The sequence below is a fragment of the Salibaculum griseiflavum genome (assembly GCF_003129565.1).
Lineage (GTDB): Bacteria > Pseudomonadota > Alphaproteobacteria > Rhodobacterales > Rhodobacteraceae > Salibaculum > Salibaculum griseiflavum.
In genome coordinates this window covers 1-14,572 of the sequence record NZ_QETF01000029.1, presented here as the reverse complement: position 1 = coordinate 14,572, position 14,572 = coordinate 1, and the positions used below count along the sequence as shown (strand labels likewise).

Below are 14,572 nucleotides of genomic sequence, written 5' to 3'. Positions count from 1 at the left end.
AGTGGCGGAAGATCAACGGGCCAAGCCGTCTGCCCGAGGTTATTCAGGGGATTGAATTCAAAGACGGGATCAAGCAACTTCAAGCCGCCGCCTGATGACGGCCGTCACCAACTTTTGGGCATATCTCTAAGCGCCAAGCTTGTGCCTTTGTTAAACGTAATGCCCAGCTCCTCCGCCAGCGCATTAAACGCACGCGCATGTGCTTTGTCTTCCTTAAGTTGTGCATAAATGCCAGCGCACTGTTCCAAAATCGCGTACAGCTCTGCGTTTGCTTGCTTGTATACGCCGTTTTCCCAGTGCTCGCGCTGTGCAACAAGCGTTGTAAGTGTGTCGTGCAGTTTAGTTTTAAAAGTAGTTTTCATTGCGTTGTCCTTTCTATGTTTGCAATGCGACGCAACACTGCGTTGCGCCGATGAGAAAGGTGTACTGGAGTTAAGCAGGCAAACCCATTATCTGCAGACTTATAATCCTTATGAGTTTATACTTTCAGTGAAAATGAGGAGTGGGCTATGGGCGAACTGCCAACGAGCATTTTGGATTTCACCTCAGCAGACCGTCGCAAAGACGGCTTTTGGGTGACCAAGCTGGCATATTATATGCTGTGGTTTGAGTTTCTGGCGGTCAGCCCAAGCTATGAGCTGGCGCGGCGGTTTCGAGCAGGCACCTTGCGTGACAGTGACAAGGACAAACTGCCGGACGACTTTGACGCTGTGCTGTCGGTCTATGATGATCTTGGTAATGTGCAGCGTGTTTTGTTTCCCATATGGTGGCGCAAGGTTGGCTTGATCCGTTTTGGCTTTGAGGGTGAGCCTCCTCAGGTGCGCCGGATTGCCTACTTGCCCCATACCAAGAGCAAGCGTCCTGAGCTGACAGATCGGGTTGAGCAGTTCATTGACGGTGCTTGGACTGCGCAAGGCCGTCAGCGTTCAGTCGTTATTGCCATACCAGTAGGGCTACCCAAAGGGCGCATTACTCGACAGGTCAATGCGATCTTGGATAAAGTTCCGGATGACCAAAAAAACCTGATTGAGCCAAAGGCACAATACCCCTTGCTTGGTCAGCGCCACCATAAGGATACGCTGTTTCGTTATCTTGGGGCGCTGTGGATGCGCAGTGCGATGCGCAGTCAATCTTTGTGGCGGATTGGGGCACGTGCAAAGTTGAGCGATACATATAGCCCTGTTCTTGACTACAGCGGTCCAAGAGCACGCGGTGAGGATGGATATGACCGTGAAATGATGGCCATCCTCACCAGTCGCGCCTTACGCCGTGGTCGAATGATTGCAGAGAATGCGGCACGTGGCCGGTTTCCCGTTTATGAGCGCAACGAAAACGCGGTCGAGATTGACTATAGCTATCTTTACAAACTCATAGCGGGCCGCAAACGTTGGAAGCGCGAGGAAATCAAACGCATCAAGCGGCACGAACACGGCCTATGATCGAAGCAGTCTTTTACGGCATTCAGGGGGAACACAGTCTTTAAAACACAGTGTTTGGACGACAGTGTTTGAACACAGCGTCACGACCACGGTGTTTGCGCACAACTGGGATAAATACCTGTGTAGCAAACGGGAGTATGAGTATGTCGAGACAGATATTGGAACAGGTGCGTGATGAATTGGCCAGCTGCGGGGTGATCAGCTCCAACAGGGAGTTCTGCGTAAGCTGGTTGGCCAAGGATGAGGGTTATATGCGTGGTTTGCGGTTCCGTGACCTGCCGCCAAGTGCGGATGCGCTGGCCACCTGTGCCAGCAAGCTGGGATATTATGCGCGCCACCTTGCCAAGAGCAGCAAGCGCGAACAGCGTGAAACAAGCAACCACTTGTATCGACTGCAGCGGTTGTGTCAGCAGGCCATGGAAGACCAAGCGCGCGCCAAGTGGATGACAGCGGAGCGTATGGGGCTATGACAGCATGATGGTGTGGTCGAAATTCCCTCTGCAGGTGAAAATTCCCACTGCGCAAAATTTTGGTGGGAAGTACTTACATTTTTGGGGTGGTCTTTGGCAGCCCTCCCGACGGTGGGGCGGAGCGCGACGATGACCGACCGTGAAGAAATGCGCCGCATGATTGATGCGGTTGAGCAGTCAGCCAACAGTGTCGGACTTGAGCAGGCTATTGAAGATATCAAGACTTTTGTGAACGCCGCCAGCTTTCTCACAAACAAGCTGGACCGCCGGTTGGAGCGCAAAGACGTCAAGCGCAACGCCAAGTCAGGTGCGCCCAAGCCCAAAGGTGCCAAGCCCTTCCAACCCCCAGCGCCACCACCGACCAAAACAGCGCCAGACCAAAATCCACCAAGTGCTGGCTCCACCAGTGGAATTGCCGCAGGCATCACACAAGCTGACTTTGATCGGCTGAAACCTCAGAGTCCACAAACGCCAATCCGTGCCCACTGACGACGGCTGGCACACCAGCACCAGCGGCTTAGTGGCGTCAGCGTGCGTCTGTGCTGTTGCTGTAGCGCCCGACCGCTGCCAGCCCGCACCCCATGTAGCGGGCAACGACCAATCACCGCTGTGTGTGCAGATTTGAGCGGATAGGGCACGGCTTTGATGTGAGCAGGAGTGTTTAGCGCGAGCTTGACCGTCAGGCGGAGAGGCATAGCGCAGATGCAGTTGAGCTAGACGCAATCGTGCTTAATGTAGGCCTTAGCAACTTCGTTGAGCTTCCAGTAAAGTTGCGAGAAACGGTTCATTATGTCGCGCCTCACTTCCAAACCGTCTTCAATTGCGCATTCGTCTTCTTTACTATCAGCCGGGATGTACATGCCGAACATATTCCACTCAGTTGCAACTACTCCACGGCCCATCTTTCGATCAAAGAAGAACGGACAGAAGGAAAACTCACTATTCAAGTCATTTCCAATCTCGATCAAGTCTTCTGGATCAATCAGCTTACGATCATGGTGCAATGTTGCTCTGATCTCAGCATGCATATTGAAATTGTCGCAGCGCATTTGAAATTTATAGGGGATCGATCTTCCATACGGTTCTTCTGATGGGCAAATTCTATTGATAAATGACATGCAGGATATTTCGCCCTCGTGCTCGACGCGCTCTTTGTAGTCGCCAAGAAAGACCTCGTCTCGATTGCAGTTGGCATTGAAATTTAGAAGCATGTTATCAATAAATCGCATCGTTTTGCCTCCTCAATCTGATGATCACTTTTCTAGCTAGACGCAGCAATCGTAGCTGGTCAGACAATCGATGCAACAACTGAAAAGCGCAGGAAGTCTCGTCCGTTCAACGAAACCAATCCAGAAGAACTCAGCCTATGGCATCAAAGACGCAGTACAAGCGCCCTGTGGCCGTCACTTGGTACCAGCCCGCACCGTGTGTAGCGGGCAACGACCAAATGCTGCTGTGTGTGCAGATTAGAACCAATAGGGCACAGCTTTGGTGAGAGCACGGGTGGTTTGGCGAAGGTTTGATGATACGGGAGAGATGCATAGCGCAGATGCCCGTCGCCGTGGCCTCAACGGAACCCGCAATGTGCCAACCAACTGAATGTGAAAAAGGGCGACCCGCAGGCCGCCCCTTCTGGTTCTCATGAGTGGTGTTTAGAACTGATGCTCAAGGCCAAGCTCAAAGCCCGTCCTCGTGGAGCTGGCAATACGGTCTGCCTTGATACGGGCGACAAAACGGCTGTTGCCATCCTGAGACGTTGTGTTGAAGCCAAATTCAGCGCCGCCGCCGCAGTCTTCTGTTGTTCCAATCGTCTTGACCTGCTCGCAAATCACGCGTGGGGCGAATGTGAACAGCGACAGGCTTTCGGAGCTCGGTAACCCGTCCATCGGAATACGGAACTCAGGGCGCAGCGTCAGATTGGCGATAGACACGCTGTCGGCGTCAATCGAAACCTGATTATCCGTGCTCGTGGCGTTGCGATCCGTGAGGCCCACCGTGCCTAGGTCTGTGTAACCATAGGTCAGCGCGATTTCCGGCCAGATTTCGTAGCCGTCGCGCTCGATCACGCCGCTGAGGGCAGCGCCAATTGTCGCGCTTCGGGTCGTGTAATCACCCTGCAGATCAAGCGTACCGTTGGTTATGTCGAGATCATTGCGTCCAGCGCCCAAGGAGACGAAGCCGTCGGCGTAGAGGTTTTCCTGTAGGGCCGAAACAAAATAGGCCCCGGCATTGATGCCAAAGCGGTCCTGGTCCCCTTCATAGACACCATCGATATCGCTGCGGGCCAGTTCGCCGCCAAGGAAGTAGCCGACCATGTTATCTTGATCGAGCATGCGCTCCCAAGCGAGCTTGCCGCTGAGCGTCGCCGTGGTGCTGCCGGTGTCACTGTCATGCTGGACGTTGAATTCGCCAAAGGCAAGGCGGCGGTAGGTGCCCTCGTAGTTCCCGGACTGCTCGAAGAACGTACCCTGTGTGCTGATGCGGCCGTTGTTGGCGGTGAACGTGCCGTCTACATCAAAACCAACAACATTGCGGCTGGCAAGGCCCGAGCCTTCTCCCCCTATCTGACGACGACTTTCGATGAAGCGCTTCCGTGCATCCAGTGTTAGGTTCCGGTTAGCGGCAATTGTGCTATTGAGCGCACGTTCGGAGGCATCGGTCAGAACTTCTGCGACGTCCGAAAAACCATCTTCGGAGCCAGCAGCGTTGCTGCTATCACTAGACGCTCCATCAAGGCAGCCTTCGATATATTCTTCATCCGCGGCGTCGCGTATTTCATCTAAGGTTACGCGGAGGGTGATTGAGTCTGGATGGGCCGGCTGAATGTTGGCATCCGGAAGGTAGCTTGCACTTAAAACTGGCAGGTCAACCTCCAGCGGAAACGACGGAGGACCGTTGTCTTTTTGCCAGCTCAAAGTTGCGGTGAAATGCGCGTCGCCTCCAATGTGTCCGTCTAAACTTAAACTAGCAAGAATTTCGGCATCAAAAGGCGAAACCCAAGATGCGATACCCCCAAATATCGAATCGGAGCCTCCGGGTGAGCTTGGATCGTCAAAATACACATAGCATTCTTCTACTCCCGTGAAGTTTTTTATACTCGTATCGGACGCATTGAAAGTGGCAATCTCATTAGACGAATAATCGTTTCCATATGAATCTTTCCAAACATCTGATGCGGGGATTGGTGGCTCTAGGGTCGCCGCGTTCACAGCCATCGGTATGGCAAAAAATGCCATGCAGAGAATCGGTCTGCTCGCGTATCGCTTCGTGTATTTCTGCGTATTTCGGGTGAAGTCGGTCACGTGGCCCTCGTTTCGATTTGACATTTGTTCGTAAAAGTATGTGTCGGTCTGCGTGCCTCCCACCAAAAATAAGTATCTTTTCCTCTCAAAATCTCTCAGGTGAGAGGCTTGGCTCGCTCCTCGCCCTTTCAGTGTGCAGTATTTCCTAACTAAATGGGGCGACCGTGCACATAGACCTTTACGCGCCCTACCGCTCGTCTGAGCGCGGCGCTTCTGGTGCCGTTGTTTGTTTGGTGCCGTTCATGGTGGCCTCAACGGAACCCGCAATGCGCATACCAAATGAATGTGAAAAAGGGCGACCCGAAAGCCGCCCTTTTGGTTCTCGTGAGTGGGTTTTAGAACCGATGTTCGAGATTGAACGCATAGCTTGAGCGAGTGCTACCTCCTACGCGGTCCATAATTACGCGGAATTCTGCATGACTTAGGCCATCGTCAGATTGACTGCTCAACCCAATTTCACCACCACCACCGCAGTCATCTGTGCGCCGCACGGTGTGACGGCTTTCGCAAATCAAGCGCGGTGCAAAGCTGAATTGGGACTTACTCTCGGCCACAGTATCGGCGTCCAGTGCCCAGATCACTTCTGGCCGCAGTGTGAGGTTCGCAATGCTCACTGACCCGGCATCCAAACTCAGCGTATCATCCACCAAGCCATAAGCACGGCCCGTAAACTCCACATTGCCGATCCAGGTCTTGCCGTAGCTGAAAGCCAATTCGGGATGGAACTCGTATTGCTCGTACTCGTAGACGCCTGAGAGCGCCGCACCGGCCGTGGCCGTGCGTGTGGTGTAGTCACTGGTCAATGCCAGCACGTCATTGGCCATTTCCAGATCGTTGCGACCCGCGCCGAAGGTGAGGAAGCCATCCAAGTAAACCTGTTCGGCCAATTGGTGCACGGCATACCCACCCGCTGTCACACCAAAGCGGTCTTGGTCGCCATCGAATGTTCCGTTGAGGGTTGAGCGTGCCAACTCCCCGCCCACAAAATAGCCCAGCATGGTTTGCTCTGAGAGCAAGTGTTCCCAAGCGACACGAGCGGTGAGGGTGGCCGTGGTGCTGTCGGTGTCGGCATCATGCTGGATGTCAAAGTCACCGAAGAACAGGCGGCGATAGGTGCCCTCGTAGTTACCCGTCTGCTCAAAGAAGTTCCCGCGTGTGCTGAGTGTTCCCCCGCTGATCTCAAAGCTACCATCAACGTCGAAAGGCACATTATTGCGCGAGACAGTACCAGTTTCGCAGCTCGAAGTTTCAGCAGCTGCTGCATCTTCTTCAGCACATGCCTCGCGCTCTCGTTGATCTGCTATGAAGCGTTGGCGAGCGTCTTGCGTCATGCGTTGGTTGCTGGACAGCGCACTGCGCAAAGAGCGCTCCGCTTCATCCACGAGCACCTGCTGAATTTCTTCTCTGTATTCGTCAAAGGCAGTTGCGACACTGCCTGCAAAAACAGTGAACTCGTTGGAGGCTGTATTTGGGTTGCCACCCGCTGTGTTGGTAACGGCACCAGCCAAGACCTGCACTAAGACGCTGTTGCCAAGAACGGGGTCGATGGCCGCTGTGAACTGCGTCGATGAGCCTGACACGGCGGCAACACTCGCGACTGTGCCATTTTCAATGCGGAGCTCTGACGCGATCAGGTCACTGGATACCGCTTCGCTGAAGGTGATGTTGACCGTGAACTGCTCGGTCACAATCTCGGTTGGACCTGCGACCACAACTGTAGGAGAGACAGTATTGGCGGCGTACAAGGTGGCTTTGGTTGTGCTCACCGGGTTGGCCGCATCGTCGTAGGCAGTGACAGACACCTGCAGACTGCTGCTGGACAGTGACCCTGCCGTTAGCACGTAGGTGGCTGTCCACACACCACCGCTTTCTGTTGCTGTTGCAGCAGCAGGGCCGCCGAAGGCAGAGAAGTCGACTTCGACAGTATCAATCGTATCGGTGTTGTTTGCCGTCCACTCAACCGTGACCGTGTCCCCAACCTTGAAGGCGCCAGAGGGACCCGTGCCACCCGATACGGCAATATCCGCATCCACCACAGTTGGGGCGATGTTGTCCGCAACAGCGTTATTGGTACCCGTTTGGTTTGAGCTGTTACCTGCCGTATCAATTGCCGTGATCGAGACGTTTCTATTGGTAAGGTCAATTGAGCCGCTTGTGATAGTGTAGGTGGCTGTCCATGTGCCGCCGCTATTGGTTGCTGCGACTGCACCGCCTCCAAACTCTGTGAAGTCAACGGATAAAGAAGCAATATCGCCATTATTGTCGCCGCTAGCCGTATCGTCCCAGCTAGCGGTGACGGTATCGCCGATTTTGAAAGCGCCACCTGTACCAGTTGCACCACTCAAACTGATGTTGGCGGCGGTCACGACAGGTGGGGATGCATCAACGGTGGCATTACTTGCGTCAGTCGCCGTCGTGGCGTTGCCTGCTTCATCAGTAGAAGTAACCGCGACATTAAGGTTTGTACCCGACGTGCTGGTATTGGCCACGATAGTGTAGCTAGCTGTCCAAGTTGATCCTGTAAGGCTTGCGGCAACGGCACTCCCACCACCAAAGGCTGAAAAATCTACCGTTACGCTGCCAAGGCTGCCTGTGATGTTGATATCTCCATCACTGCCCGATGTGTCCCAGTTTGCTGTGATGGTGTCGCCGACCTTGAAAGCTCCGTCGGTGCCAGTGGCACCCGAGATGGAAATCCCAGAATCCGTTACCATCGGAGCAGTCGTGTCGATCACAATGGCCTTGTTCGCGCCTAGTGAGCCCGTCGTTCCTGGGGCAGCGAGCGTGAGATCAGCGGCGTAGCCGTTCCCACTTATGCTTCCACCGCTAAGGCTCAGCGCGGAGGTGGTCGTGTAGTCAAGCTCTTGTGTGTTTTCACCAGCCTGCACGACATACTCGAAACTCAGCGTGTTTGAACCGCTACCGTTTGAGTAATTCACCCCCTGGCCTCCGCCTCCAACATCCAACGTGAGCGTAGGGGTGCCTGTTACAGAGACAGCCTCATCGAACGACACTTGTACAGTTACCGTCTCACCTTCCCTGTAGTGTCCGTCTGGCGTACTGGCTGATACGTTTACAACGTCGGGTGTGCCAATAGAAAGGATTGGAATGGTTGGATCGGCAGCGAGGCTCCCTGTAGCGTCATTTGCCGAGAGCGTGATCGTGGCAACATTAGCACCTACCGCGTCGGTAACTGTGGTATATTTAAGGTTACCCACCGTATCGAGGTATGTGTTTATGTCAGCAGCAACGCCAGATAGGGTTATCGTTGTGCCATCGACAAGGGAAGTTGTAACTCCATTACTGGAGCCATCAGCCGGGGTTGAGAAGGATCCGCTGTCTACACTGAGCGTGGCAGTGAGAGTGTCATTTTCAGGATCGCCAAAGGTTACAGCGCTTAAGTCGATGTCGCTCACATCGTCTTCCGCGACTGTCAGGTTTGACGGCACACCTTCAACTGTCGGCTGGAAATTCGCATCTGTTCTAGTATTGACCGGCCCATTTTCATCAACCCCGAGTCGATAGCGCCGGTTTCCAACAACAAAGGTAACACCGAAGAAGCTCAGCTCCTCGATGTTGGTCCCCGCCCCCCCGACCGTAGAAAAATTTGAAACGCTGTTCGAGGTCAGCCCATAGCAACGCTCGATGATGCCGCTTGTAATCGGTCCGGTAGCTGCAGGATTATATCCGTGATCGCCAGGAGTTTCCCAGCCATTTAAGTGGGGCTCATCATTTGCATAGTAGTATATCTGATCCGGGTAATAGACAGTTGCATCTGAATTAAAACTAATACGAAACATATATACAGTATCAAGTCCTTTTTTGCGAATTGCTTCAACTTGATTATTAGAGTAATCATTCCGGAATGAGTGTGAGGAAAATTTACAATCATCGTCGCTTACTAAGCCGTCACCAAGGTCTTTATAATCTTTGTTGGATCCCAAAATAATGATATTATCCCCATCACCCGCAAGAGGAAGGCTCCATGCGGGGCTAACGGAAAAAACCATCAGTGCAGTCAAAATTACGGTACAGCCAAGACAGGAAAGCGCTATCCTTTTGCAGTGACTTGACAATTGGCGGAGGATCGAATGCATGATAAAACCTACGTAGTTCGTGCGATGTGACTATGGCACCCACCGAAATCTGCACATTGAAGATTGTTATATTTTGCTCTCAAAAGCTCTCAGGGCTTTCAACGTGACTTGCCGCTTCAGTCAAGTTAAGCCACCCTTCAGGAAATCATTGTTTGCGTGGTGAACTTTGACTGAAGACCTTTACCTACGTTTCGCCGCGCTCCTTGCGGCGGCACTCCTTGTGCCATCGGTCACCTTTGCAATGTTCGCAGTGGCTCATAGAGACGTGCCGTTTTGGCGGTATGCGAGTGCAGGGATGTTTTTGATTTTTGCAGCTTCTGCGCTGAGCGCAATACGTGATGTGCTGCCGGGACTATTGTCACTCACGGTCAGCAACATGCTTGTTGGCGCAGGATATTACCTTAATCTGAAGTCAGTCCGTAGTATATACCAACTCACGAATTGGAGGCGTCTCGACGAAGCTTCACTGATGATATACGGCGCAGCCGTGATTATAGTAAACATATTTTTCAATACATACGAGAACCGTGTTTTAGTTGTTTCTGCTGGGATTTTGCTTTTCTCGACTGCATTGGGGCTAAGTGCGTATCGCTCCGTCGCTAAGGATATGCGCTTGGGAAAGCTGATGTTGATGGGGTTTTCGACTGCTAATATAATTTTTACAGCAGCGCGTTTCCTATCTGCCACTCCTTTGACGGATGGGTTATTTTTATTGAGCATTTGGGATCCAATGTTTTTTATCTGGTCTATCGCTGCCACATTCCTGTTTTCTCTTGCGCAGTTCATAAACGGCAATGCGATCATCCAGCGAGAAAACCTAAAAGCCCTGCAGGAAGCCAAAAGACGATTGGAGCATGAAAAAGAGCTCTCCAGTCAGTTGGCAATGGCAAATGAAGAGCAGCAGAACCTACAGAAACTGCTACTGCATGAATTCAAAAGGCCACTTGCTGCAATACAAGCTGTGCTTCATGCCCAAAGTTCTAAGGATGCGGTTTTAGACCAATCGAAGGCTTCACGCTTGAACGCTTTGACAGCACAAGCCACTGAATACCTAGAAGGTATTTCACAATATCACGATGTTGCTGAGCTGTTTGCGGAGCCTAACTGGAGCCATCTTCCAGTTGCTCAGATCGCACGGGATATCACGACCAAATGGGGTGTTGAAGTCTCGGTCGAGGCTGAACTGGGCCACCAAGAGATGCGCTGTGATCCGCTGCTTGTCGACATTGCGATCAGCAACCTAATTGAAAATGCGAAGAAATTTGGAAGCGGCACACAAGGCGTGTCGGTTAACATTGGCAGTGTTGGCGGGAACGTTCAGATCGACGTACGGGATGACGGTCCGGGCATCCCGAACGCTGAGTGGCGTAAGGTGTGGCGCAAATTTTACAAGCTTGACGATGAAACTCCCACTGCCTTGACCGGGTGTGGCCTTGGACTGTATGTCGTTGCTCAGGTTGCACAGACCCATGAGGGTACCGCATATGTGGTCAGCGAGAAGCCATCCGTGATACGCTTGGAGCTTCCACTAGCCAGGATAGACGGCGCTGATGGTTGATCCTGCTGAAATCCTGCTGATCGATGATGATCATGATTTTTGCGACAGCGTTTCGAGTTATTTTGACGCTCGGTCGATACCGGTTCTTACTGCAACCGATCCGCGTCTGCTACAAAGTATGAGCCTTGATGGCCTTCGAGTGATTTTACTGGACATCGACATGCCGCGCTTATCGGGTATTGATGCCTTGCCAATCGTCAGAAGCAAAAGCGATCTGATAACAACGATCATGGTTTCAGGGCATAGTGATCTGACGACCAGATTGTCAGCACTGGAAAAAGGGGCCGACTTTTTCGTCGGTAAGCCTGTCGACCTTCCAGAGCTTTTTTTGGTGGTCAGTCGCATTCTTGGTAAGCATTCTGCTGAATGTGCAAGAACTGATAAGGCGCATTGGCTGCTGTCGCGGTCCCGATGCACACTGATTTCACCTGCTGATGATTGCATTGGCCTGTCGGCGAGTGAATTCCGCGTTTTTGAGGCCTTATTCAGTCACGCACCAGAGGCAGTGAGCAAAGAAGAGCTTACCGAGGCTGCAACGGGCAGGATCGATGTGGCCAAAGCCTACAGTCGAGCGTTGGAGGTTCTGATTTCTCGTGTGCGTTCCCGTGCCAACACCAGCGATGTTAAGCTGCCCGTCAAAGCTTTGCGCAACGCAGGCTATGTGTTCCATGGCAATGCACGGGTGATTGATTGAGCTGTGCCAAAACAGTGTGTGGCGAGACTGTGTTTCCACAACTGTGTGCGAACACTGTGGTCAAACACAGTGTTTTGGGTTACTGTGTTGAACACAGTGTTTTGCGTTGCTAAAGCGTTAGCGCAGCATCACACATTATATCGCACACCTCGTTTTAACGCTAAATAACACTTTAATTTCAAGCGCTTAAAAATAACGCAAGTCTTGAAAATCCTCGTGTCGGTGGTTCGATTCCGCCCCCGGGCACCAATTTTACCAATAAAAACAAACATTTAAGCATAGCACAGTTTTACGAAATGTGCTGCACACTCATCGCACAGTTTTGTCGTGCGTTGGTGGCTGAAAAACACTGTGCTGAACACAGTGTTTGGAATCAATGTGTTGACCACACCAAGTGCAACACAGCAAACGAACACACTGTTTTGAAACCGGGTTTAGAACACACTGTTTTGGAACGCTTGCACTTACACAGCAGTTGCAAACACCCTTTTTTGCACAGTCTTTCCACGTGCCCAACCTTTCAGGCTGACAATGCCAACACAAAACCGTACTGTGCGATGAGTAGTAGGGAATTAGGGTATGGTCGCACTCAGCGCAAACACACACACGCTGCTGGACGGCGCTGTAAAGGTCTACCTGCGCGGCAACAGCAAGCGCTGGCAGGCCACGTTCAAGATTGGCGAGCACTGGGTGCGCATCAGCACAGGCAAGCGGGATCTTGAAGAAGCCAAGACTGTAGCCCGTGACCAGTACTTGGATTACCGTTTTCGAGCCAAGCACGACCTGCCAGTTGTGACCAAACGGTTCGAGGACGTGGCGCGGCTGGCGATTGCGGATATGCAGCGGCAGCTGGACGCGGATGCAGGGCGCAAGGTCTACCGGGACTACATCAAAGCGCTGAACAAGTACTTCATCCCGTTCTTTGGCAAGACCTTCATCACCAGCATCGACCACGACAAAATTCAGGCGTTCAATCGCTGGCGCACCAAAGTGATCGGCCATGAACCCAAAGCATCGACGCTGAACACGCATAACTCAGCCATGAACAAGGTCTACGCAGAGGCAGTGGCGCGCGGTTTCATCACGCAGGGCAAGGTGCCCATACTCACAAACAAAGGGGATGGTGCTCAACGGCGACCTGACTTCACGTTGGAAGATTATCGCACAATGATCCGCAAGCTGCCGCACTGGATTGAGCAGGGCAAAGGCGGCAAGTCACGCGACATGCGCTACCTGCTGCGTGACTATGTGCTGATCTTGGCCAACACAGGCATGCGACCTGGCACTGAAGATCAAAACCTGCGTTGGAAGCACGTGACCGTGTTTACGGACAAGGGCTTGGAATACGTAGAGTTCTACCTGCATGGCAAAACCAAGCCACACGAAGCGATTGGGCGGGCGGGGGTGATTGACTATCTCAAGCGCATTCATTCACGCACTGACGCGATCAAACACTTGGATTTCTACGACATGCTCAAGCAGAAGTGGGATTTGCCCGTGTTCTGCTTGCCTGACGGGTCTGTGACTGAGCACCTGCGTCAGACGTTCAAAGCGTTCCTCAAAGACAGTGGGTTGTTGAAGTGCCCCAAGACCGGCGAAAACCGTGTGCTGTACAGCCTGCGACACACCTATGCCACGTTTGCGCTGGTCAACGACGGCATGGATATCCACGCACTGGCGCGGCAGATGGGCACGTCGATTGGCATGATTGAGCGGCACTACAGCCACCTAACACCGCGCATGAAGAAGGACATGTTCACTGGCAAGCGCTACGAGCTGTCGTCGGAGGAATATGCGTCAAGACAATCGACAGAAAACGTTTCGTGAGCGGAGGGTGGCTAAATGGATAAAAAAGATGAAAAACTGATGATGTTATTGGACCTCACGGTCCCAAGAGCCAAGGTCACTGAAGATGTGCGTGAAACCTTACCAAGGTTAGCTTTATACTTTGAGCATCAAGAACTGATGGAGCGGCTAGACCCTGCAGAGTTACTGCGGGATGACATAGCAGACTTTCTGCAGCACATGTATGCTGATGCTCTGTCAACGATCGAGGATGAACATGATGCTGACGCATTTAAAAATTATTTTGAAAAGCTGAGTGAGAAAGGAAAAGATGCTTATTGGGCCGGTGATATTGCAATTGACCGGATACCGAAGCGCTACTTGCCTTGGTTTGACATCACAGCAACTCCACTGCCGCGCTGAGCTGCTCCGCGTTCACATCGATGTATCTTTGTGTTGTCGAAATGTGAGAATGCCCCGCCAGTTCTGCCAGCAAGCGCACGCCCACGCCCTTGTTGGCTAGTCTGGTGATGTAGGTGCGTCGACCGCTGTGGCTGCTGGCATCTTTCAAACCACAGGCCTTGTAGATGTCCAGGAACAGCTGGCACATGGTGTTGGCTGAGAAATGCCCGCCTTTCTGGCTTTCGAACAGTGCTTGGTTTGGATCGTTCAGGTTTAAGCCAGCAGCATACTCGGCCAATGCCCTGCGCAAGCGTTGGTTGAGGTACACAGTGCGGGTCTTGCCGCCCTTGCTCTGTGCCGCTGACAGGATGAACTGTTCACGCACAGCACCCGCCTCGTCGAACACATCACTGCGTTTCAGCGCCGCCAGTTCCTTTGCCCGCAGCCCCGCGTAGAAGCTGAACAGGATGATTGTCTCGTCACGTGTAGGATGACGACGACTGCGGCAGTAGTGTAGTACACGACGCAGTTGCGCTTCGTTCAGTGTCTGTGCTTGGCGCATGGTGCAATCTCCCAAAAACCTCGTGTTTTCATATGCTTGAGCATAAAGTCTGAGGTTTCGGTTGGTCGACCGGAAATGGTGAAAATTGGTCTTTCAGTAAATTCAATGACTTATGCGAAATTCTCACAGAATGCTTATTGTGTGAGATTTTTGCAGCTGCCGCGCAGCTCGTGAAAACCACGCGGCAGTTGCCCCTTACAGCTTGCTATGGGCGCCGTCACAGAGCGGTTGCTTGCTGCTGTGCTTGCAGCCGCAGAAAAACA

Annotated in this window: 12 protein-coding genes; 7 read left to right on the top strand and 5 right to left on the bottom strand. The window is 52.5% G+C overall.

Annotated features, from left to right (window positions below):
* Nucleotides 1–104: 104 nt before the first annotated feature.
* Complete coding sequence (locus DFK10_RS15890; protein WP_109390017.1) at nt 105–362, bottom strand: hypothetical protein; 258 nt, start codon at nt 360–362, stop codon at nt 105–107.
* A gap of 147 nt (nt 363–509) precedes the next feature.
* Here DFK10_RS15890 and DFK10_RS15885 point away from each other — a divergent pair, with 147 nt between their 5' ends.
* The 3 genes from DFK10_RS15885 to DFK10_RS16370 all read left to right on the top strand — a co-directional run bounded on the left by DFK10_RS15885 (nt 510) and on the right by DFK10_RS16370 (nt 2,398).
* Nucleotides 510–1,439: a hypothetical protein gene (locus tag DFK10_RS15885; RefSeq protein WP_109390016.1), complete on the top strand. Its 930-nt coding sequence runs from the start codon at nt 510–512 to the stop codon at nt 1,437–1,439.
* Between the two features lie 143 nt (nt 1,440–1,582).
* A complete protein-coding gene (locus DFK10_RS15880; RefSeq protein WP_235866867.1) occupies nt 1,583–1,909 on the top strand; it encodes a DUF6626 family protein in 327 nt (108 codons plus the stop codon).
* 129 nt (nt 1,910–2,038) lie between these two features.
* Nucleotides 2,039–2,398 carry a hypothetical protein gene (locus DFK10_RS16370; protein WP_146193295.1) on the top strand — a complete coding sequence of 120 codons (360 nt, stop codon included), beginning with the start codon at nt 2,039–2,041 and terminating at the stop codon, nt 2,396–2,398.
* 224 nt (nt 2,399–2,622) lie between these two features.
* Here the strand turns inward: DFK10_RS16370 and DFK10_RS15875 are convergent, their stop codons facing one another.
* The 3 genes from DFK10_RS15875 to DFK10_RS15865 all read right to left on the bottom strand — a co-directional run bounded on the left by DFK10_RS15875 (nt 2,623) and on the right by DFK10_RS15865 (nt 9,233).
* Entirely contained in the window at nt 2,623–3,138 is a 516-nt protein-coding gene (locus DFK10_RS15875; protein ID WP_109390015.1) for a hypothetical protein, read from the bottom strand.
* A 423-nt stretch (nt 3,139–3,561) separates the two neighbouring features.
* Complete coding sequence (locus DFK10_RS15870; protein WP_146193294.1) at nt 3,562–5,211, bottom strand: autotransporter outer membrane beta-barrel domain-containing protein; 1,650 nt, start codon at nt 5,209–5,211, stop codon at nt 3,562–3,564.
* Nucleotides 5,212–5,546: 335 nt separating this feature from the next.
* Nucleotides 5,547–9,233, bottom strand: a complete 3,687-nt coding sequence (locus tag DFK10_RS15865) for a beta strand repeat-containing protein (protein ID WP_146193293.1) — start codon at nt 9,231–9,233, stop codon at nt 5,547–5,549.
* Nucleotides 9,234–9,474: 241 nt separating this feature from the next.
* Between DFK10_RS15865 and DFK10_RS15860 the strand changes: the two genes are divergently transcribed.
* The 4 genes from DFK10_RS15860 (at nt 9,475) to DFK10_RS15845 (ending at nt 13,768) form a co-directional block, all read left to right on the top strand.
* A complete protein-coding gene (locus DFK10_RS15860) occupies nt 9,475–10,866 on the top strand; it encodes a sensor histidine kinase (protein WP_109390012.1) in 1,392 nt (463 codons plus the stop codon).
* Nucleotides 10,859–11,560, top strand: coding sequence for a response regulator transcription factor (locus DFK10_RS15855; RefSeq protein ID WP_109390011.1), 702 nt, complete (start codon nt 10,859–10,861; stop codon nt 11,558–11,560). Before DFK10_RS15860 ends, DFK10_RS15855 begins: the two co-directional genes overlap by 8 nt.
* Before the next feature lie 579 nt (nt 11,561–12,139).
* Nucleotides 12,140–13,387 carry a tyrosine-type recombinase/integrase gene (locus tag DFK10_RS15850; RefSeq protein ID WP_109390010.1) on the top strand — a complete coding sequence of 416 codons (1,248 nt, stop codon included), beginning with the start codon at nt 12,140–12,142 and terminating at the stop codon, nt 13,385–13,387.
* Between the two features lie 15 nt (nt 13,388–13,402).
* A complete protein-coding gene (locus tag DFK10_RS15845) occupies nt 13,403–13,768 on the top strand; it encodes a hypothetical protein (protein ID WP_146193292.1) in 366 nt (121 codons plus the stop codon).
* Here the strand turns inward: DFK10_RS15845 and DFK10_RS15840 are convergent.
* Nucleotides 13,743–14,309, bottom strand: a complete 567-nt coding sequence (locus DFK10_RS15840) for a tyrosine-type recombinase/integrase (protein ID WP_109390008.1) — start codon at nt 14,307–14,309, stop codon at nt 13,743–13,745. The two genes, DFK10_RS15845 and DFK10_RS15840, sit on opposite strands and share 26 nt — an antisense overlap.
* Nucleotides 14,310–14,572: the final 263 nt, after the last annotated feature.